Source organism: Paenibacillus sp. NPDC058898, from assembly GCF_049316025.1.
Classification (GTDB): domain Bacteria; phylum Bacillota; class Bacilli; order Paenibacillales; family Paenibacillaceae; genus Paenibacillus_AQ.
Map to the genome: position 1 here is coordinate 786,697 of NZ_JBMOSM010000001.1, position 19,676 is coordinate 806,372.

21 protein-coding genes and 2 pseudogenes are annotated in these 19,676 nt (G+C 43.0%); 4 read left to right on the plus strand and 19 right to left on the minus strand.

Annotated features, from left to right (window positions below; all coding sequences use genetic code 11):
- Positions 1-16 precede the first annotated feature (16 nt).
- Together ACOZB4_RS03345 and ACOZB4_RS03350 are read right to left on the minus strand one after the other, a co-directional pair.
- Positions 17-586, minus strand: coding sequence for a YdeI/OmpD-associated family protein (locus ACOZB4_RS03345; RefSeq protein ID WP_379406044.1), 570 nt, complete (start codon positions 584-586; stop codon positions 17-19).
- A gap of 79 nt (positions 587-665) precedes the next feature.
- The gene (locus ACOZB4_RS03350) at positions 666-1,130 is read right to left on the minus strand and encodes a VOC family protein (protein ID WP_379406043.1); all 465 of its coding nucleotides are present in this window, start codon (positions 1,128-1,130) and stop codon (positions 666-668) included.
- 98 nt (positions 1,131-1,228) lie between these two features.
- Between ACOZB4_RS03350 and ACOZB4_RS03355 the strand changes: the two genes are divergently transcribed.
- Entirely contained in the window at positions 1,229-2,137 is a 909-nt protein-coding gene (locus ACOZB4_RS03355) for a helix-turn-helix transcriptional regulator (RefSeq protein ID WP_379406042.1), read from the plus strand.
- A gap of 963 nt (positions 2,138-3,100) precedes the next feature.
- Here the strand turns inward: ACOZB4_RS03355 and ACOZB4_RS03360 are convergent.
- The gene (locus ACOZB4_RS03360) at positions 3,101-4,009 is read right to left on the minus strand and encodes a LysR family transcriptional regulator (RefSeq protein ID WP_379406159.1); all 909 of its coding nucleotides are present in this window, start codon (positions 4,007-4,009) and stop codon (positions 3,101-3,103) included.
- A 144-nt stretch (positions 4,010-4,153) separates the two neighbouring features.
- On the opposite strand from ACOZB4_RS03360, the gene ACOZB4_RS03365 reads away from it, so the two are divergent.
- A complete protein-coding gene (locus ACOZB4_RS03365; protein WP_379406041.1) occupies positions 4,154-5,173 on the plus strand; it encodes an alpha/beta fold hydrolase in 1,020 nt (339 codons plus the stop codon).
- Positions 5,174-5,418: 245 nt separating this feature from the next.
- Here ACOZB4_RS03365 and ACOZB4_RS03370 read toward each other — a convergent pair whose 3' ends face one another.
- On the minus strand, positions 5,419-6,033 hold the full coding sequence (locus ACOZB4_RS03370) for a hypothetical protein (RefSeq protein WP_379406040.1): 615 nt from the start codon (positions 6,031-6,033) through the stop codon (positions 5,419-5,421).
- Between the two features lie 309 nt (positions 6,034-6,342).
- Entirely contained in the window at positions 6,343-7,026 is a 684-nt protein-coding gene (locus ACOZB4_RS03375; RefSeq protein ID WP_379406039.1) for a LysR substrate-binding domain-containing protein, read from the minus strand.
- Between the two features lie 161 nt (positions 7,027-7,187).
- Between ACOZB4_RS03375 and ACOZB4_RS03380 the strand changes: the two genes are divergently transcribed.
- On the plus strand, positions 7,188-7,358 hold the full coding sequence (locus ACOZB4_RS03380) for a hypothetical protein (RefSeq protein WP_379406038.1): 171 nt from the start codon (positions 7,188-7,190) through the stop codon (positions 7,356-7,358).
- A gap of 306 nt (positions 7,359-7,664) precedes the next feature.
- Here the strand turns inward: ACOZB4_RS03380 and ACOZB4_RS03385 are convergent, their stop codons facing one another.
- The 4 genes from ACOZB4_RS03385 to ACOZB4_RS03400 all read right to left on the minus strand — a co-directional run bounded on the left by ACOZB4_RS03385 (position 7,665) and on the right by ACOZB4_RS03400 (position 10,710).
- Complete coding sequence (locus tag ACOZB4_RS03385; RefSeq protein ID WP_379406037.1) at positions 7,665-8,297, minus strand: Vat family streptogramin A O-acetyltransferase; 633 nt, start codon at positions 8,295-8,297, stop codon at positions 7,665-7,667.
- 191 nt (positions 8,298-8,488) lie between these two features.
- Positions 8,489-9,286: a sulfite exporter TauE/SafE family protein gene (locus ACOZB4_RS03390; RefSeq protein WP_379406036.1), complete on the minus strand. Its 798-nt coding sequence runs from the start codon at positions 9,284-9,286 to the stop codon at positions 8,489-8,491.
- Between the two features lie 345 nt (positions 9,287-9,631).
- A complete protein-coding gene (locus ACOZB4_RS03395) occupies positions 9,632-9,793 on the minus strand; it encodes a YrvL family regulatory protein (protein WP_379406158.1) in 162 nt (53 codons plus the stop codon).
- 20 nt (positions 9,794-9,813) lie between these two features.
- Positions 9,814-10,710, minus strand: coding sequence for an RCC1 domain-containing protein (locus tag ACOZB4_RS03400; protein WP_379406035.1), 897 nt, complete (start codon positions 10,708-10,710; stop codon positions 9,814-9,816).
- A 724-nt stretch (positions 10,711-11,434) separates the two neighbouring features.
- Here ACOZB4_RS03400 and ACOZB4_RS03405 point away from each other — a divergent pair.
- Positions 11,435-11,875 carry a TetR/AcrR family transcriptional regulator gene (locus ACOZB4_RS03405; RefSeq protein WP_422759468.1) on the plus strand — a complete coding sequence of 147 codons (441 nt, stop codon included), beginning with the start codon at positions 11,435-11,437 and terminating at the stop codon, positions 11,873-11,875.
- 187 nt (positions 11,876-12,062) lie between these two features.
- Here ACOZB4_RS03405 and ACOZB4_RS03410 read toward each other — a convergent pair whose 3' ends face one another.
- From ACOZB4_RS03410 to ACOZB4_RS03455, 10 genes and pseudogenes are all read right to left on the minus strand, one after another.
- A complete protein-coding gene (locus ACOZB4_RS03410; RefSeq protein ID WP_379406033.1) occupies positions 12,063-13,040 on the minus strand; it encodes a hypothetical protein in 978 nt (325 codons plus the stop codon).
- Complete coding sequence (locus ACOZB4_RS03415) at positions 13,030-13,608, minus strand: sigma-70 family RNA polymerase sigma factor (protein ID WP_379406032.1); 579 nt, start codon at positions 13,606-13,608, stop codon at positions 13,030-13,032. The genes ACOZB4_RS03410 and ACOZB4_RS03415 overlap by 11 nt, the downstream gene beginning before the upstream one ends.
- 125 nt (positions 13,609-13,733) lie before the next feature.
- The gene (locus ACOZB4_RS03420) at positions 13,734-14,537 is read right to left on the minus strand and encodes an undecaprenyl-diphosphate phosphatase (RefSeq protein WP_379406031.1); all 804 of its coding nucleotides are present in this window, start codon (positions 14,535-14,537) and stop codon (positions 13,734-13,736) included.
- A 207-nt stretch (positions 14,538-14,744) separates the two neighbouring features.
- Positions 14,745-15,536: a squalene/phytoene synthase family protein gene (locus ACOZB4_RS03425; protein ID WP_422759477.1), complete on the minus strand. Its 792-nt coding sequence runs from the start codon at positions 15,534-15,536 to the stop codon at positions 14,745-14,747.
- Positions 15,537-16,478: 942 nt separating this feature from the next.
- Positions 16,479-17,072 (minus strand): annotated as a pseudogene (locus tag ACOZB4_RS03430) (phosphoenolpyruvate synthase); the annotation flags it as partial.
- Between the two features lie 120 nt (positions 17,073-17,192).
- Positions 17,193-17,933 carry a metal-binding protein ZinT gene (locus ACOZB4_RS03435; protein WP_379406029.1) on the minus strand — a complete coding sequence of 247 codons (741 nt, stop codon included), beginning with the start codon at positions 17,931-17,933 and terminating at the stop codon, positions 17,193-17,195.
- A gap of 156 nt (positions 17,934-18,089) precedes the next feature.
- Positions 18,090-18,287, minus strand: a pseudogene (locus ACOZB4_RS03440) (FAD-binding protein); the annotation flags it as partial.
- Between the two features lie 76 nt (positions 18,288-18,363).
- The gene (locus ACOZB4_RS03445; protein WP_379406028.1) at positions 18,364-18,747 is read right to left on the minus strand and encodes a VOC family protein; all 384 of its coding nucleotides are present in this window, start codon (positions 18,745-18,747) and stop codon (positions 18,364-18,366) included.
- Positions 18,748-19,026, minus strand: a complete 279-nt coding sequence (locus ACOZB4_RS03450) for an ArsR/SmtB family transcription factor (protein ID WP_076321527.1) — start codon at positions 19,024-19,026, stop codon at positions 18,748-18,750.
- Positions 19,027-19,203: 177 nt separating this feature from the next.
- On the minus strand, positions 19,204-19,668 hold the full coding sequence (locus tag ACOZB4_RS03455) for a phage tail protein (RefSeq protein ID WP_076321528.1): 465 nt from the start codon (positions 19,666-19,668) through the stop codon (positions 19,204-19,206).
- Between the last annotated feature and the right edge of the window lie 8 nt (positions 19,669-19,676).

Sequence of the window (19,676 nt, forward strand, 5' to 3'; positions counted from 1 at the left end):
CTTCAACCCAGAAATATCAATAGTCTAGTAGACGGCCATTATCGTTCCATTGACCGTACATTTTATTCTCTCTCGTGTTGTTTATGAACTTGTCTAATCTACTCTTAAATAATTCTGGCTGATTCTTATTGCTTTGTATCGTGTCGATCCGAACTCTTTTATAAAGATCTGGAAATGCCATGAAATTCTCATATACTTGCTTTTCCTCTTTTAGTCTTTGCTCAATAACTCCATCGAGTCTGAAAGAATCGTGATCCATCTCAGGAAGAACCATTCTGCCTTCGTCTCTCATGAACCCCAGCTTTTCAAGTCGGCGGACGCGTTCTTTATTTAATTCAGTCCATGAACTTTTCTTACTTCTAGGTGATAGTCTCTGAGCTAGCTCTCTTTCAGAAATTTTCTTCTTGATGCTATCAATCCATCCAAAGCATAATGCTTCCTCAACGACGTCTAAATATAACAATTTATCAGGGGTTGGCGTCATACTAACCAAGACCCAGCAAGACTCCTCAGTCTTGCCATGGTTCTGCAGCCAAATCCTTAAATCCTCTCTTGATGTTACTGGAATTACATGTTCGATTTCCATAGCTAATCCCCATCCTCCTCCTTTCTAATGAGAATATCAAAACATGGCCCTTTCATTGGAAGGCCATGTTTTGAATGAGTTACTGTTTGTTTGAACTGACTTTATCAAGGAAGCGATCTGCGTCACTATTAAATTTCCAGGCAACTCCGAACTGATCAACCAGCATTCCAAAACACGAAGACCAAGGAGTATTAGATAACGGCATCACAACATGGCCACCAACAGATAATTGATTAAAGTATTCTTCCAAAGTTTGTTTATCGTCCATGACTAGACTAATAAGTACGTTGTTTCCTTTCACCAGCTCACCTGTCACCGCCTTCATGGAAGGCAAAATATCCGACATCATCATTTTCCCGCCTGCAAATTCTACCGAAGACTCCATGATCATATCGAGTTCATTTTCTGGCAACGGATAGTTTGGATCCTGAGGAAAATCCCTAAATTTCACTTTTTTTACCTCGTTCGCATTTAGAGCCTCCGAATAAAACTCAATCGCTTTTTCGGCGATTCCATCAAAGTTTAAATATGCAATAGCTGACATAAAGTTGTACCTCCTTCTTTTGATAAATGAAGTATAATTTATTAGTGGTGACAGAGGCATGTCACCATTTAAAAATTTGTACCAAAAGAGGGGCAGCTATGGAGAAAGTTGAGAGATTAATATCTATCATCATGATATTGCTGAAAAAAGATATCGTTTCAACAAAAGAATTCGCACAATTATTTAACGTTTCCAAACGAACGATTCTTCGCGATATGGAAACACTGAGCTTATCCAACATTCCCATCTATTCTGTTCATGGAGTTCATGGCGGATACGGTATTATGGATGAATACAAGGTGGATAAACGTCTTTTAAGCAGCTCCGACTTAGAAAATATATTGACTGCACTCGGCGGATTGGAACAAATTCTAATTAGCGAGGAAGTTGAAATCACGATTAAAAAAATGGAAGCCATGGTTCACCCCATGTCACTGAAAAGTTCAGTCCGACTATCATTTTATGATTGGGAGGGTCGGTCCGAGATTCTTCAAACCTTGAAGACATGCCAGGAATCGATAACTGGGAGAAAGTTAATTTCATTCGATTATATAGATAAAAATGGCATGATAACGAATCGAATTGTTGAGCCGTATCAGCTTCATTTTAGCGAAACGAGTTGGTATTTAAAGGGATTCTGTTTACATCGTCAGAGCTATAGAACATTTAAATTATCCAGGATCGATAATCTCATTATGGATGAAGAAACCTTTATCCCTAGAGATTATGTATTTGAACAAAATGAAGCCGGTTATCAACCTCAACTTGTTGCTATCAAGGCGTTGATTGCGCCCAGTGTAAAAGATCAATTCATTGAAAGATACGGTCGCAAGAGCATTGAAAACTTTAACTCTGAATATTTCTTAGCCACTATCCATATTCCTCAGAACAGTATTGGATTTCAATTTTTAGCAAGTTTCGGGACGAATCTAGAAATCGTAGAGCCCCAATCCTATGTTGAAGAATTCCGTAATTATTTGCTCAAAATGGTAAATAAATATTCCTGAAGGCTTTAAAAACGCCATGGATCTGCACAAACCCGATGTGGATATTCTGGTAGGGACGGATGTATCCCCCGTTTCTGTTCCAATCTTGGTGATCCAACAACGACGATCTCGGATTCCTTGGCAATCAAATCCGTGTGGTTCAATGGTGTGCTTCAGTTAGGTTAATATGGTCAAGGCGAATGATGAGTGAACCAACGACCCTTTTAAAGCTTATCGTCCCCCCCGATGTGTGAGGACTGTATTTCCGCTATTTGTTTTTTTCTGCTTATTAGCGGATGTATGAGGACATGAGATCCGCTATTGGAGGTTATTGCGGGCTAAATTTGTGGTTACGGGTAGATTAACGGAACGTGTGTCCGGATTGACTCCCAAATGAACCGATTTTCAGTTAATAGCGGATTGTGTGTCCGCATGGACTCTCAAGCAGCACGATTGCTCTGGATTAGCCGTGGTTGAGGACTGTAGTTCCGCTATTTCTTTTTTTTGCCCATTAGCGAATGTATGAGGACATGAGATCCGCTATTGTAGGTTATCGCAGGCTAAATTTGTGGTTATGGGTAGATTAACGGAACATGTGTCCGGATAAACTCCCAAATGGACCTATTTTCGGTAAATAGCGGATTGTGTGTCCGCATGGACTCTCAAGCAGCACGATTGCTCTGGATTAGCCGTGTTTGAGGACTGTAGTTCCGCTATTTGTTTTTTTCTGCTCATTAACGAATGTATGAGGGCATGAGATCCGCTATTGTAGGTTATCACAGGCTAAATTTGTGGTTATGGGTAGATTAACGGAACATGTGTCCGGATAGACTCCCAAATGGACCGATTTTCGGTAAATAGCGAATCGTGTGTCCGCATGGGCCCAATAACAGTGCGTTTTTTGCAGTACACAGTGAATCCTAGATCCGCACGGCCCGAAAATCATTCGCTAAAGTAGCTAACTAATATAGCTAATTATAATAGCTATACGATTTTATTCTCCTCCTCTATAGCAATAACTTCCCTTGCTGCTTCTATGAAAGATAATATGATGGGTGAAAGCCACTTATCTTTATGCCATAACATCTGTGTATACACGTGCAAGTCCGGAATTTGCCATGGAAGAGCAACAAGTTCGCCACGTTCAACTTCGGCTTTCGTTACGATTTCAGGAAGAAAGGCAATACCGATTCCCGAAATTGCACATTGTTTAATGGCTTCGGCACTTTGAAACTCTAAATAAGTAATCGTATCAATGCCCTCTTTCTCAAATTGCCGGTCAAACATGGTTCGATAGGGACATCCCTTTTCATTCGTAAGAAATACTTGTCCATGAAAGTCTTCCAGTTGCAGTACCGTTGGTTTCACAAGTGGATGGTCAGGAGCAGCGAATAAACGGAAAGTTTCTTCCACCATCGGCTCCACTTCAAGTCCGGTCGAGCGAATGGGTTCGTCCAACATAAAGACGACATCCGCGGCTCCCTCAAAGAGCGCTTGCTTGAGTTCTTGATTGGGAACGGAGCGGAAGATGAGGCGCACTCCAGGATAGTGTGAACGAAATAGTTGAAAGACAGCTGGAAGCCGATAGGCGCAAATAACCTCATTGGCACTGATCGTTAAGGTGCCGATAAGATTTTCATTATCATGAACGACGCTGCGGGCTTCGTCCAATTTGTCTAAAACACTTTGGATCTGAATTAAAAAGCGTTTACCTGCAGTTGTGAGAACGAGCTGCTTGCCCAAGCGGTCAAAGAGACGAACACCAAGCTCATCCTCCAAGGCTTTCATTTGCATCGTGACGTTCGAGGGGACGTAGTTCAGCACTTCCGCAGCCCGAGTGAAATTTAATGTTGATGCAACCGTGCGGAACGTATTCAATTGGCGCAATTCCATCATATGATCCCCCTTCTTACTTTCAATAATATTGAATACAACTTTGAATTTCATTCACTTTTATTGAGAGTACCACAGACCTATACTTAGTACAAGAAATACACACTGCATGTGTGGTTTCATTTTGAAGGGAGAGACAAAACGATGGATTATGAGATTTTTGATTTGGGTGACGTAACCTTGCAATCAGGTGTGACGTTACCGAGCGCTTTTCTTGCATATAAAACTTATGGAAGATTAAATGATAAGAAAGATAATGTCATCATCTATCCAACGGCTTTTGGCGACCAGCATGTTCAGAATGAATGGTTGATTGGAAACGGCATGGCACTAGATCCGCAACAATATTTCATTATCGTTCCAAATCTGCTGGGCAACGGATTATCTTCGTCACCCAGTAACACGCCTCCCCCATTCGACCGGGCTAATTTTCCGCAGGTAACCATCTATGACAACGTTCAATTCCAGCATCGGCTGGTGACAGAAAAATTTGGCATTGAAAAAATCGCCCTCGTCGTTGGATGGTCCATGGGAGGCATTCAAGCATTCCAATGGGGAGCAAGTTATCCTGACATGGTGGAACGAATTGCACCTTTCGCCGGAGTTGCCAAGCCTTGGCCCCACACGTATGTGGTCCTGGACGGAATGAAAGCTGCCCTCATGTCTGCAGCCCGCTTCGATTCAAGTCAACTAAACCAGTTGACTTCAGCAGACATGCGCGCCGTTGGCCGTGTCTATGCGGGATGGGGGTTATCGCAGGCGTTTTACAGAGAGGAACTTTATCGTGAGATGGGATTTGACTCATTGGAGGATTTTGTGGTTGGTGTGTGGGAAGATAGCTTTATGAAGATGGATCCACTCAATGTATTGGCCATGTTATGGACAGGACAAAATGCAGATATTAGTGCAAACCCCTCTTATAACGGAGACTTCGATAAGGCGCTCAAAAGCATCAAAGCGCTTGCCTACGTCATGCCAGGGAGTACGGATCTCTTCTGCTCGGCGGACGATAACGAATACGAGGCTAACCTTATACCTAATGCTGTTTTTAATCCGATCGATTCGATCTGGGGCCATATTGCTGGTCGCGGAATCAACCCTGCCGATAATCAATTTATTGATGATAGCCTGAAACGCTTGTTGGCGCTTAGCACAGACGGATAGATCATAACTGAGGTCACCAGAACTTACTGGTCGACCTCCTTTTTGTGTAGTTGTGCTTGCTGAGCAGTTCTGCCCGTTAGCTAAAACCGGTCGTCAGTCTGGTGTTTATATTTTCTGTTGACAACATCAACAGCTACGGCACAATGTTCTTGACCTCAGGCAGAACTTAAGCAGCTGATCCAGTGTCTTTTTCGAGCCCTTGCATGATTCCCGTCTCTTCTGGAATCATCGGTGCAAAACTTCATTCATTTTGAATCGCTTTGAACCGTAGATAACGAAACGAGGACCGGACCGGCAAAATCCGAAGCCTCTTCGCCTTTTGGATTGTGAAGGCGGAACAGGAATGCGTCGCCTGTTTCAGACTGCCACACGATATAATCGTTTATCCCTTCACCACTCGAGGTTTGTAGGTAGAGCTCGGCGGAACCTAGTGGATGCTCGACGAGCTCTCCACTAAAATCGGATACTTCGCCGAACTCTTCCAATTCCTTTTTTCCTGCAGCTTTAAGCTGCGTTAGGTCATAATTTGTAGGCAGTGACTCAATATCAACATAGTATTCTGGATTGCTGCTAAGAAATAGGCGTCCTTCGGCAGCGTCGAAAGCAAACTTTTCGAATACGTATAAGGAAAAATCTTCTCCCTGATGCAAGGTGGCTGTAAGTGACTGGTTACCCTCACCCGTCATCAAATCAAAGTTTTCGCTCTGCGGACGCGTCCCTTCGGAAGCTTGCTCGTTCTCGGTTTCAGGAGCCGTGACCTGTTCATTGACCGGTGTTGATATTTCTGGACTGGCGGGAGGCTCAGCTGCTCCAGAGCATGCCGTAAGCGTTAGAACCATGATGAAAATTGAAATCCTCATATATGCAGAGTGTCTTGGATACACGTTAAATCACGCCTTCCTGTATTTAGTTCATGCACGCTTCACGACTGCACTTGATGATCAGACAGCTACTGATTTTACGATATTTGCAATCGGTTAGCGTCATTGAGTATTGTTGAGAAAACATCGTTTTGTGTTTCTTCACATTAATATGATCAATTATGAGTTATTACCCAAGTAAGGGTTTAGAAACACAAAAAGTGAACGCTGGTTGTTTCCGTCAAAGTATCAATAGCTTTTCAATTCGTTTTTCCATTATTGATTCATTTATGGGATCCAGTTAGCATTTTATGAGCGATCGGAAACCGTAACCTGTACATAATCCGAAAATCGTTTCGCCGCCGGTGTGAGATATCCGCCTCGCTTCATGACAAGGCCGATATCGCAGCAACTTCCCTCATCCTTGATCGGTAGCCATACCAACCCGTTTAGCATCAAACCGTGTGTCTTAGGGAGTATCGAGACACCGAGCCCTGCCGCCACAAAGCCCGCTACCGTCATCAAGTCTTCCGCTTCATACGCAGCAGTCGGTGTAAATCCGATCTGTTGGAAGCAAGTGTTCAGCGTTGTTTTCAGCCCGCAGTGATGTTTTACTTCCACATACGGTTCGCTTTCCAATTCCATTAGGTTGATAGCCTTCCGCTGCGCAAAACGATGAGTAAGAGGAACAACCACATACAAAGGAACTGTCCTCATCGGAATCCACTCGTAAGCGTCCGACTCCAACTTCGCTGACGAAATCAGTAAGTCGCATTCTCCGTTTTCCATCCGATTGCTAATGAACGTGTGATTGCCTTGTACCAACTCAAATCTGATCTTAGGGTAACGTTGTTGGAAACCGCGTATGAGCTTCGGCACGAGCTCCGCACCAAGTATATTCAAATAGGCGATACTGATGATGCCCGAATCCGGAATCGAACAAATTAGTGGTCTGATCCCTGTTAAGGTATCACCAGAGAGACGCGAAGCCATCCTTCAAGTGTTTGAAAATCCACCAACAGCAAAGATTGACCAAACCGTAGCTGACGGAGATGAGATCCCTATCTTCGGTGGAATTACAGTCATCCATACCCCGGGTCACACACCCGGACATATTAGCCTTTATCTTAATCCTTATTGCAGGAGACGCTTTTATGATTGAAGAGGGGAATTTCGTAGAGCCTGGTAACTGCGTTGATGTGGATTTGGCTAAAAAGTCATTGGAAAAATTCATCTCCTACGATATACAAACCGTCATTTGTTATCATGGGGGCATATTCAAGGATAACGTTAATCAACGCATCTTTAATTTAGCGAACAGCTAGAGACAAAAACGTGTGAAGTTCAATAATATTAGAAACCAGAGCCCGCAAACCCGCGTGGCTCTGGTTCAGTGCTGCCAGTGAAGGAGAATCTGCTGCCACATTTCAGTAAATATAAATGTAGCAGTATGTAGATAAGCAAAGCAAAAAAAGGCCAACCTATGGGCGGCCTTACATTACTTGTAGATCGTTAATTATCTGCTGATAGGTTGACCTGCAAAAGCTTGAACATGTAACGGGGCTGTCAAGTAGTTTGGAGCTTTAGCTACAAACGCCTGAAAATGGATGTTCGCATTGTGAGCCACCCCCTTAAATTCCTTTGATTTTTGTCAGATCCCCGCTGCATAGAGTTTCAAGATTATCAAATATCTTACGAACAGGCCAATCCCACCATTTAATGAGAAGGAGATAATCGATGAGTTCATCGTCAAATCTTTGCTTAATGACTTTGCAAGGATTCCCGCCTGCAATATGGTAAGGGGGAACATCCTTTACAACAACAGAATTGGCTGCAATAATTGCTCCATCTCCAATATGTACACCGGGCATTACGGTCACATTTTGACCGATCCATACATCGTTTCCAATTACAGTATCACCTTTAAGGGGTAAGTCGGCCAGGGTCGGAGTCGCTTTCTCCCAACCATGGCCCATAATGTTAAATGGATAGGTAGTAACGCTGTACATTCTATGGTTTGCCCCATTCATTACAAATTCAATACCCTTTGCTATTGCGCAAAATTTTCCGATAATCAGCTTATCTCCAATAAATTCATAGTGATGTGTGACATGCTCTTCAAACTTTTCAGCCCCGTTGATGTCGTCATAATATGTGTAGTCACCGATCATAATATTTGAGCGAGTTACAACGTTTTTAATATAACATATACTTTTAATTGCCTCATTTGGGTAGATTGCATTAGGATCAGGTCCATATTGCATATAAAATTCCCTCCTTCGTGTTTTATAAATAACGAGAATATCGCGTTGTACTTGATTATTCAATTATTTTATTATACCTCTTTCTATATCAAAATATCTCGATGAGGGCCGATATCAAAGACAAACTTTATACGCCAAAATCCATTTATATTGCCGAATGGTTCATTGAACAAGTCATCATGTTTGATGGGTTATTCTATAATCATCGTAATGACCACGATGATAAGTAACCATAAATAAATTCTAAAAAACAAAGTATCTGGAATTTTCTGAGCCCACCTTCTCCCGATTGGTACTCCTATCAGCCCCCCAAGCGAAAATCCAATCAATGCAGGTATATAAATAAATCCAATGGTCGAATCTGGCATGCCAGCTACCCGTAATCCTGAAGCAAGATAAGTGGATGCACCGACAATAGCGACAGGCAGACCTAGTGGTGTAGCTAGAGCGACCGCATGCAGCATCCGCATCCCATATTTTCTAAGGTATGGGATCGTCATAACGCTACCGCCAATCCCTAGCAACGTTGAAATAATGCCAATGAACGATCCAATAACGAAACGGGACATGCGTCCTGGCAGAGGAGAGATCGGGTATTCATCGTTACTATTCGCTGTTTTCTTGTACAAATTAGATATAATGACATAACAAAGTAGCATAATAAATGCACATTTGAGCAATCCACCATCGATATAGCGGGCCAACAGCCCGCCGATTAGAGCGCCTAATGCGATAAAACCGGCTAATTGTCTAAATACCATCCAATTGATATTACCTTGCTTCGAATGATTATAGGTGGAATTCGTTGAATTTATAATCATGACAGCCAGCGATGTTCCCACAGCTGTATGCATAACATATTCCGCAGGAACAACGTGAGGAAGGAAAACATATAGAATTGGGACGACAACGAAGCCGCCACCTAGGCCGAAAAGGCTGGATAATACGCCGATAAACACCCCGATGAAAGTAAACACAATCAATGCCATGATACTACTTCCTCCTTTAATTCAGCCCGCACTCATCGCTGAATGCCCCGTTCTCGCCTAGGTTCGACGGACATAATCGTAGTCGGTACCCTATCTCCGACTCGATTCGTTCAACAAAATCCCTTGCAGCTTACAGTTATGACTCCTATTTGGATTTGCTTATAAAATAAATGATAATGGAATAGGGCACATTATAATAATTGATATTTGTTATACTCGATATAAATAAAGGTAATGGTTATGCAAGCAAAATCTGGAGTAGTATCGTATCTTTTATGAGATTGCGAGACTTGAGTCAGCTGAACCAGCGAAAAGCAGCCGATCACATTAATCGGCTGCTTTCCTTTATTTTTGCAAAAGAGGTATTTCCAGAAATAGATACAGAACAAAGAATAATATTAAAGAACCCGTTGAATTATATTGTAAACCCAGCAACCTCAATACAAAAAATTCGAATATGGTTATCCCCGCTAAAAAAATCAGAACAATAACTAAAGGAATAAACATTATTTTTATTTTATTTATTCTTACCACTCCTTACCGCTGGGCAGTTGGATGCTAGCCCAACTGCTTACATCGCATTGGCCATATTCATTATCACCCACAGCAATCACCGTGCCGTCTGATTTAAGGCCGATGGTATGAGCGCAGCCCGCCGCAACTGCTACAATATCGCACCAATCACTTACATTGCATTGACCATACTCATTCCAGCCCACAGCTGCCACCGTACCGTCCGATTTAAGCCCGATGGTATGATGACTACCCACCGCTATCGCGACAATACCGCGCCACCCGCTCACATCGCATTGGCCTACCTTATTTTGACCCACAGCAACCGCTGTGCCATCCGATTTAAGCCCAACGGTATGAAGATAACCCGCCGCAACCGCCACGATGCCGCGCCAGTCGCTTGCATTGCATTGGCGATACCTATTATTACCCACAGCCATCACCGTACCGTCCAATTTAAGACCGATGGTATGCCAGTCACCCACCGCGACCGCCACCATATCACACCAGCCACTTACATTGCATTGGCCTTCATTATTTCGACCCACAGCCACCACTGTGCCATCCGATTTAAGACCGACGGAACGACGCCAACCCGCCGCAACCGCAACCATATCACGCCAGCTGCTTACATCGCATTGGTCATACTTATTCCAACCCACAGCCGCCACTGTGCCGTCCGATTTAAGCCCGACGGTATGAGCATTACCCGTGTTCGTCGCCATATGAACATTACCAGCCGCAACCGCAACCATATCGCGCCAGCCACTTACATCACATTGGCCATATTTATTATCACCCACAGCCGTCACCGTGCCATCCGATTTAAGTCCAACCGTATGACGACGACCTGCTGCTATGGTATCTTTGGGAATTGCCCATATCTTGCTGAAAAGATTCCCCTTTTCCATAAGGTTCTCCCCCTTGTTTTTTCTTTCCAACTAAAATCATACAACATTCACGCAAGTGCTAAGGCAAAGCCTGCACACCTTTGATTTTTCGTAATCTCAAAACTAGAAAGCTTAGCTAGCGCATAGAGTAGACTGAAATCTTTGGCAAAACGCAATATCCCAACTTGGCCCCATCCATCACGACCAGATATCGCCAAGCATGCGGACAGAATGAAAGTTACGTTAATCCGTCCGTCTCATCTGAAACGATCCTATTGTACTATACTATCCTGAAGGAGGTCAGCGCCAAAATCAAACATTTCGACGGAAGCAAAGAAACTGCGCGACAGACGTTCCTACATCTCATTCCTATCAAAAAAAAACGACCGGGGTTCGATCGGTCGTTTTCCATTAAAAGATATTGTAGTATAATATTACCAAATTATTCCCCAAAACAAATAGAACGGTAACCAAAGGTGGATTATCTAATATACCGGAAACCTCCTGAAATGCTTTGTATCCAATTCGCGGTTTTGAAGTTAGGCCTTGGTTTTCCTCCTTATGATTCGGTGTTTTAAGTAAAAGATAAAAGGATTGAGTTATGCAAACAACCTGCAAAAAGCTGTTTTTGTTGTGTTCCCAACATTTTTGCCCTTTTGTCTGTTATTGAATTTGAGAGAAAGAGGGGGATAAAATGTCGGTAAATCCCGAGGATCCGCGTGTTAAAAGAACCCGTCAATTGTTCGTGCAGGCTTTTAACGATTTGGTTGGGAAAAAGAGAAACATCTATTCCATTTCTGTGCACGATATCACGAATCAAGCAACCGTAAATCGAACAACATTTTATGCTCATTTTCAGGATAAATATGACTTTCTTGAATATTGGATGACAGAAAAGTTCCAAAGGACTATAAGGGATAGACTGCCGGAACAAACAAGATGCAATGCGGACAATTTGCGCATTCTTATTCAAACCATATTCGATTTTCTTTTGCGGTTTCGACAATGTAGTACGCCGGGAGACAAGCAGTTTGAAGCGATGTTTGAAAATGCCATGCGTCAGGATCTTCATCGACTTCTGCTTAAACGGGTAAATGAAATGGACACACAGGGCTTTTCGCAAGAAAAATTGGAAGCTGCGGCACTCATTATCAGTTGGGGCATATTCGGATCCGCTTTGCAGTAGAGCCGGAAACCTCAAGATCGTTCAGTGGAAACGATGTTTGAAGAAGTCATTGAGGTTATATCGGTCAATTTGGCCCCTTTCTGGGAGCAAACAACAAGCTAAAGGTATGCTCTCGTTCAATAAAAAAAAGCCGCGATTTACGCAGCTCTCCGGAGCGATGTATCCTGACCGTCCAGCCGTTATCAGCCTATATACTTTTTGCGGCTTCCATTAGTCGCTCTTTTGTCATCGCAGGCGAATCGCTGCCTAACCGATATATGATCGCCTGCCCCTCTTTTTCAATCATCCAGCTGATTTCTTGGTAGACATGGCTATCGGTATATACATATGAATCGTTTATTAAATAATGGGCGTCGTGTCCATTCAGCTCCATTTCTTCATATTTAGCTGAAGATGGGGCTAACGTCTGTATTTTCACTTTGGAATCGCGAGGTGTTTCCATGACCAAATACAGCGTCTCTTGATCTGAATTGCGATATACGGTGGTGTAGGATAACAACGGAAACGAGGTTGGAATGGAAGTTTTTCTCCATATAAAATCTTTTCCCGACTCTTCGCTCTCGGCCTTCAACTCTTCAAGCAAAGCTGCGATATCCGTCTCGGAGCCCCCATAAGCGCCGAATGGAGACAGCTCCATTCCTCCCGTGAACCTATACGTTCCAAGCAAGGAGTCTGGAGGCAACACATCAAAATGTCGGTCCGTTAATGCCTTTCTCCAAGTATCCAGGTCCTCGTTCACGTCCGGCTGCGAGACAGGTATGAACGGCAATTTTTTGACGTTATCCAAATCGGTTAAATAGATGACAGCGGACTCTCCCGGGTTCAACTGGGCTTTCACCTCATTCCGGGCTTGACGGATGCTCTCGAGCTGAGTTTTGCTTAACTTTAAATCCTCTAACGTTTCGGCGGACATCGTCATATTGCCTTTCGTCTCTTCGAACAGCAGCGTTTGACCCGCATAGGCAAAGCCGCTTACGACCGCGATCAGTAAAATGACCATTACTGCCTTGGACCATTTCCGTCTTCTTCTCATCGGTTGTTCTCCCTTCTTCTCCAGCATCTGCTCCCTGTGGACGTTCATTACTCGCAGATCTATAGAAGAAGGACACACGACGTTTTTTGCGTTTTGTTGAAACTCGTCTTTCAATTGCTGTTCAATAGACATAGCCGTCCCGCTCCTTTCTGTGGTCCCGCTGGCTATACATATGGCGAAGTCGCTTCAGGGCATGATGGTGCCTGGATTTTACGGTACCTAATGGAATTTTTAACAAATGGGCGATTTCTTCAAGCGTGCAGTCCTGATAATACCTGAGGACGACAACCTCTTTGAGCTTCAAAGGCAGCGCTTCGAGCATTGGAATCAGCTCCAGGCGGTCGCTAAGAAGGGATACTCGATCTTCCATCGCCAATTGAGGCGGTTCGGAAGACATCCCTTTCATCTTTTCCAAAATGCGAATTCTGCGCCAGCTTTTCCGCTTCCAGTTCCGAACTTGCCGGATAATCAGGCCGTTGAACCAAGAACTGAATTTCTGCTCCAGCTGATAATTGTCCAGGATCTTGAACAATTCGATATACACCTCGCTCATAATATCCGGAACATCGTGCTTGTTGGGAGCAAGATAATAGATTAAACCGAAAGCCTGATCACGCGTTAAATCATAAATTGTTTGGAACGCTTCTTCATCTCCCTGACTCACCCGGACGAGCCAAGGTTTGATATCCATTTCATTCATAGGGCCGGCCTCCATTTAAGGACTTACACCTGATATTGGCTCCATTGCCCAATAAGGTTCAATTTGATATCAAAAAAGAAAAAACGCAGCTTTCCGGCTGCGTTTCATCTAATTATGCTAGGACTTTACAGTATGACGATTAAATAGAAGAGCGCTGCTAAGACAAAACGATATAGAGCAAACCATTCCAATCGAAGTCGCTTAATCAGTTTGATGAACGTCACTACTGCAATCATGGCCACAATAAAGGATGTCGTAAAGCCCACTAACATTAGAAAGAGATCGTCAGCATTCAGCAAATCACGACTATCGTATAAATCTAACAAGCTTGCGCCAAACATAACAGGCACGGAAATAAGGAATGTGAAATCTGCGGCGGCTTTTTGACTAGTACCAAGCAATAGTCCACCGGAAATCGTGGACCCCGATCTTGAAAATCCCGGCCACAAAGCCAAACATTGGAACAGGCCAATCCCGAAAGCTTGTTTGTAATTAATCCCATCCATCGTATCAGCGGTTTTAGTTCTCCTGCTCCGTGCTGCGACGATCATCAACAAGCCACCGGCAACTAGACCGATCAAGACAGGGGTTGGGCCGAATAATAGGCTTTTTATTGTGTCTTTGAAGACAAGATATAGGATTAATGCTGGTAACATAGCCAAAATCATATGAATAACATTTAATCCTTTACTTTGGGAAAAATCCATTTTAATCAGATTAGCCCCAATCTGCAAATACCTTTTCCAATAAAGAATTAGAACTGCCAAGACTGCACCCAACTGGACCACAATTTTAAAAGTTATTGCAGCGTCTCCCTCAAAGCTAAGCAGATGGCCTGCTAAAATCAGATGTCCAGTAGACGATACCGGTAAAAATTCAGTTAAGCCCTCTATTATGCCTAGTATTATTGCTTTAACTACATCAGTCATCAATGGATGTCCTCCTTCGGAAAAAACTCGTTCAAGCCTTTTCCAGTATAAGGTAGACGTCTATATATTCCCATCGATTAACCTAACAATATTCCATTCCGTATGACATTCTTGTCACATTGCTCAAAAGGATAGAAGAACAACAGAAAGAAGCCGATATACCATAGCTTACGGCTCCTTATCCAAGTCTAACTATGAACAATTACGTTATCCAGTCACACGATTCACAATTTTTAGAACAGTGTCCCGCGTTAATTTGCTTCCGCCCGCAGAAATGAGTTTGACGGTAGCATGAGCTAACGCTAGTGGAATCTTGCAAAATTTTAACGCTGGACCATCCTTTAGGTCTGCGACATAAGAATCGGCGATTTGTAAATTACGGCATGTGTACTGGTGCATTTCATTAAATCCCCAACCATCAGGAAAGAAGTCAACACCACGTTTAAGATCCTCATCTCTATTTCGGAGTATATTTACTGCTTGTAGTCCTCTTCCGAAGGCAATCGCCTTTGTTAGATCAGATTGCGTCCCGTCATGCCATAACCAAAGTTCTGATAACATCTCTCCAACCATACCAGCCACGCTATAGGTATATCTGTCCAGATCCTCTTCTGTATGAATATTCCACCCGTTCTGAACCCAATCAGACATATGTAACGACATCTTTGCGATGTAATGATTTACGATGGCGACTCCGGAAGACGGACAAAGAAGCACCCATTTATCTAGCTGCATCGTAACTTCCGGTAATACCGCCCGATAAGGTGATAGTAATCTTCGTGTTGCTTCCATAACTTCCAGAACATCCTGGGATTTAAATATTTCAGAAATCCCAAAAAGTAATTCAACTTTCAATTCGTCAGTGAGTTCATGATGATCTTCGATTTCGTCTATTGCTCGCATACATAGATAGGCAGATGCAACTGCCTCCCTTATTCCTAATTCCAAATAGCTTATGGGTATATAAAAAGTACGGCTCGTCTTCTTTAACATGGACATTGCTTCATTCAGGTCGACGTTATTAATGAGTACTCCCTCCAAGTATTCGTTCAGTTTTAAAATTACTCATTGCTTTACTATGATAACATACGTTGATATGGTCAATCCAAATACAATAATCTAGACTTGTGTTTTGATCCGATTCGACGATCAATTTGACGAACTTATATACTTAAAGCAAAAAAAGCCGCAATTTATGCGACTTTCAAAATTTATTTAGTCATCACTTCTTAAAAGAGGTTGAGTGCTACATCTGAAAGATCCACCGAAACTTCTTGATATTTTAAAATCTACATATTCTACTTTAACCCCTCTTTTTTCTAACTCATCTCCCAATACATTTACGATGGAAATGCAACTTCAGATTGAGCCATAACGACTCTTTTTAAAGGTGCAAACTCACTTTTCACAAAAACATTACTCATACAAGTTTCTCCTTTACAAAAAAACTCAAGGGAACGGTTGTAGTGTTCTTCCGCTTCTCCATTGAGCCTTTTGCCATTTTCTACAAAAACCCTACTCGATGAGCTCCGGTTTCACATTGAGGACGATCCCCATCAAACCAGGGAATAGTTGTTCTAGATCCTCCATTCGTAACGAATAGAAATGTTGTGTCCCATCGAAAAGCATTTAGGATCTTATTTCTTGATTTCCATATGGGCAGAACACTCCAGCTTACTGGACGTTCAACAATCGTTTGGGATATTAGTGAGGAAGAAAAATTGAGGTCTCCCGGGGCACAGCGTTTAGTCGAATTCCGACTCGATGGAGTCATCCAAACAGAACACGTCATCCCATTTGACGGGAACTTATTGGGCTACTCTCCTCACTACCCAAGTGATGATCTTCTGAAGAAGAAGCAACTCTGACGGTGGAAAAGGTTTAAGAGGCGATTTACTCCAAGTAATACTACTGGGGATAAATCGCCTCTTACTTCACCTATTCAGTCATTACGATGACACGTGCTCGCCCTTCTATAACACCGGAAGAAACAGCTAGACCTACAATCGCTTCGGCTGAAAGATTTTCTCGTTTGTACTTACCTGCAATGATTTCACCATCCGACGTGATAACACGTGGAGGAGTTAGTTTTTCATACAATTTGTACTCGTCTTTTCGTTTGCTGATGATCTGTCTGGTCGCAAGATTCGCTTGCTGCTCGACCATGCAACCCGGGTCATCCAGTTTATTGGTGCATACGACTTCGTGAAGTTCTTCAAACGTGAGATCATATATATCTTGTCTTTCATGAATAACGCCCGCTTGTACGAGTTGTTCGGCTTCTTTGAGTAAAGCCTGCTTATAAACGAAGTAGCGATTCACCATGCCGTATTTTGGATATTCCCGATAACCGATGAAATTCCGGATAAGGTCGATCATTCGTTTGGTTTCTTTGGCTTTTTGTTCACCATCTGGCAATTGCTTCAATCGCTCTAATAGTTCTTTTTCTTTTTTTAAAGCCTCCTGTTGCCCCTTCTCAAATTTCCGACCGCTTTCATTAGGTTCAAAGTTTTTGATGTTACCCAGAATCAACGGGTTGCTATACCTCCAAGCATAAACTTCATGAACAGCTGAAAGACCGCCAGCCCGGCGGTCTTTTTGTGATCAAGAATAAATTGATGTACTCCAGAATGCCGATATCGAGCATCGAAGCCGTTAGTGTGCCATCATTTCATGGGCAATGCTATGGCCATCCATTGCGGACGGGTAATAGGTAGGCCAATTCGTAACCTCTTGAAGTAAAGCCTCGCGGTCGTCTCCCCAATATAAATGGAAATGATCAGACTTGCTTGGCGTGATGCGATGGTCGCTAAATTGAATGTAGCGAGGCGGTCCCTCGATGTCATCAACCGACTTAAATATGTAACGGACCCCGCGGTTACCTGCTTCGTAAGTCAGTATTTCGTATCCATCGGCTTGGTATTCGACCGACTGCTCCTGACCGTTCGTGAAAAACGTGACGGTGTCACCCTCGATGACAATACGTTCCGTATCGGTCTTGTAGCCGACTTCATAATATTCCTTGTACGCTGCCGCCGTCATTTTTCCGGTATCCTCCGCTTTGTGCACAAACACCTCATCCAGTGTTCCATCCAGCAAGTATGGATAAACCGATTGCCAGTCTCCTTCCCAATCTGACAGTGTGCGATGCTGGATTTGGCTGTCATCAAAGAACCCCTTGTAGATCGCTTCTGCTTCCTCATCATGATTGTGGTTGTGGTTATGGTTGTGGTCGTCCTCATCATCATGACTATGATTGTTGCTGCTTTCATGAGTACCGCTGTCTGCCTCAGTCTCATTGATAGGACGATTCTCATTCGGATCAGCGCTTTGACACCCTGCAAACAATAACCCCAATGCTACTAAAATTACTCCCATCCCAAGTTTAAGTTTCATACTTAACCCCTCCATTAAATAGTAATCATTACGATTAAGGATTATACGGTGGGGATTTTCCTTTGTCAATATAATTCGTAATGTTTACGAAATAGAGGCGACTCAAAAAAAGGACCATCCCACACAGAATGGCCCTTCTGGTTATAAACGATGCTTAACCTGTGAAAGGTTGGTCTCTAGAGCATGCCTTCCGCTTCTCGGACGAATAGGGACATTATTTTTACGTGCCCATCTTATGGCATTGGCAACATCCTGTGTTTTTTGAGCGAAGACAAAAACTTTAGGACATCTGTCCGTATGTGGATCCCAATTCTTACGAGCGGCTTCATAACCAGGATCACCCTTAAAAATCACTCGCCCCCTGTAAGCTTAATTATTGTTTTGGGTATAAAACAAAAAAAGCCGCGGATTCCGCGACTTCTTATGTGTGTTACTTTTGCACAATCTGAATAAGGTTGCCACATGTATCGTCGAATACAGCTATTGCGAGTTCGCCCATTTTTGTCGGCTCCATCGTAAACTTCACGCCTTTTTCCACTAATCGTTTATACTCTTGTTGAATATCCGCCACACCAAACATTGTCGCTGGGATCCCATCGGCAAATATCTTCTTTTGATAATCCTTGGCAGCAGGATGGTCATTCGGTTCGAGTAAAAGCTCGGTACCGCCTTGCTCATCGGTAGAAACAAGCGTTATCCACCTGAATTCTCCGACGGGAACGTCCTCCTTTTTTAGAAACCCCAGCTTTTTTGTATAAAACTCCAGTGCCTTGTCTTGATCTTGTACGAATATACTGGTAACAATGATCTTCATTTACTCTATCCATCCTTTCAGCAAATTTTTAAGGGGTTCGTTGTTGAATATAACTACTCGATATTTTCCCTTTCGTTTTGATTTTACGAGCCCTGCATCTTCTAATGTAGAAAGATGTTTGGCTATCGCTTGTCGCGAAATGGACAGGTCGTGCTTCATAATGAGACGTACCGTTAGTTCATACAACGTAAGCTCGTTGCGTTCGGATAGTTCGTCTAAAATAAGCCGCCGAGTCGAGTCTCCTAGTGCTTTGAATATAGCGTCTTTGTCCCAATTCATATATCCAGTATAAGCAACCCTACGGTTGCTTGTCAATAATAAGCAACTGTAGGGTTGCTTAACCAGCGATCGCGAGGTCGGACTCTGCACATCATGAGCGATTGGATGAAATGCTGCAATAAGCAAAAAACACGCCGCAAGGCGTGTTTGCTTTTCGAGTTACTACTGATGAAGACTTTAATATTCTCCCTTAATGACGAAAAATGAGCCTCGAATGGTTCCAGCTAATTTAGACTTCTGCCTGGCAAACTTAAACTTTCCTTCTAACTCCGGTGGTACCTCCATCCCCTCAGAAAGCTTAAAACCAACGGCACGCTTCTTAGGGTCATCAATCGTATACATGACGTTGAGTCCAAGACCATCCTCATAAAAGACGTAGGCAAATTGGATATTCTCCACTTGAAAACGCGACGTTTCTAATGGTTTGGCCGCAAACTCAATATCACGTTCTTCTTTTAAAATTCGGTTTACATAATCCAGGGTCTCCTGGCTTTCGCTTGCTGGTACAACCGTAAATTCATGTTTGTATTTGTTCATAAAGTAACGGGCTTCATTCGCTCGTAAACCAGCAAGCGCTTCTGCTACGGGGGAAGATTCTAAACCAACCGTAGACACATTTTTAAAATCAACGATATAGGACATATTCATCC

Coding starts and splice junctions, on each gene's coding strand:
- ACOZB4_RS03355 (WP_379406042.1), top strand. CDS start 1,229: ATGGAGAAAGTTGAGAGATTAATATCTATCATCATGATATTGCTGAAA.
- ACOZB4_RS03410 (WP_379406033.1), bottom strand. CDS start 13,040: ATGTCTATTGAACAGCAATTGAAAGACGAGTTTCAACAAAACGCAAAA.
- ACOZB4_RS03415 (WP_379406032.1), bottom strand. CDS start 13,608: ATGAATGAAATGGATATCAAACCTTGGCTCGTCCGGGTGAGTCAGGGA.
- ACOZB4_RS03370 (WP_379406040.1), bottom strand. CDS start 6,033: ATGAGGATTTCAATTTTCATCATGGTTCTAACGCTTACGGCATGCTCT.
- ACOZB4_RS03390 (WP_379406036.1), bottom strand. CDS start 9,286: ATGGCATTGATTGTGTTTACTTTCATCGGGGTGTTTATCGGCGTATTA.
- ACOZB4_RS03455 (WP_076321528.1), bottom strand. CDS start 19,668: ATGTCCTATATCGTTGATTTTAAAAATGTGTCTACGGTTGGTTTAGAA.
- ACOZB4_RS03360 (WP_379406159.1), bottom strand. CDS start 4,009: ATGGAATTGCGCCAATTGAATACGTTCCGCACGGTTGCATCAACATTA.
- ACOZB4_RS03385 (WP_379406037.1), bottom strand. CDS start 8,297: ATGCAATATGGACCTGATCCTAATGCAATCTACCCAAATGAGGCAATT.
- ACOZB4_RS03380 (WP_379406038.1), top strand. CDS start 7,188: ATGATTGAAGAGGGGAATTTCGTAGAGCCTGGTAACTGCGTTGATGTG.
- ACOZB4_RS03425 (WP_422759477.1), bottom strand. CDS start 15,536: ATGTCCATGTTAAAGAAGACGAGCCGTACTTTTTATATACCCATAAGC.
- ACOZB4_RS03450 (WP_076321527.1), bottom strand. CDS start 19,026: ATGAATTGGGACAAAGACGCTATATTCAAAGCACTAGGAGACTCGACT.
- ACOZB4_RS03435 (WP_379406029.1), bottom strand. CDS start 17,933: ATGAAACTTAAACTTGGGATGGGAGTAATTTTAGTAGCATTGGGGTTA.
- ACOZB4_RS03420 (WP_379406031.1), bottom strand. CDS start 14,537: ATGACTGATGTAGTTAAAGCAATAATACTAGGCATAATAGAGGGCTTA.
- ACOZB4_RS03395 (WP_379406158.1), bottom strand. CDS start 9,793: ATGTTTATTCCTTTAGTTATTGTTCTGATTTTTTTAGCGGGGATAACC.
- ACOZB4_RS03375 (WP_379406039.1), bottom strand. CDS start 7,026: ATGGCTTCGCGTCTCTCTGGTGATACCTTAACAGGGATCAGACCACTA.
- ACOZB4_RS03400 (WP_379406035.1), bottom strand. CDS start 10,710: ATGGAAAAGGGGAATCTTTTCAGCAAGATATGGGCAATTCCCAAAGAT.
- ACOZB4_RS03345 (WP_379406044.1), bottom strand. CDS start 586: ATGGAAATCGAACATGTAATTCCAGTAACATCAAGAGAGGATTTAAGG.
- ACOZB4_RS03445 (WP_379406028.1), bottom strand. CDS start 18,747: ATGAAGATCATTGTTACCAGTATATTCGTACAAGATCAAGACAAGGCA.
- ACOZB4_RS03365 (WP_379406041.1), top strand. CDS start 4,154: ATGGATTATGAGATTTTTGATTTGGGTGACGTAACCTTGCAATCAGGT.
- ACOZB4_RS03350 (WP_379406043.1), bottom strand. CDS start 1,130: ATGTCAGCTATTGCATATTTAAACTTTGATGGAATCGCCGAAAAAGCG.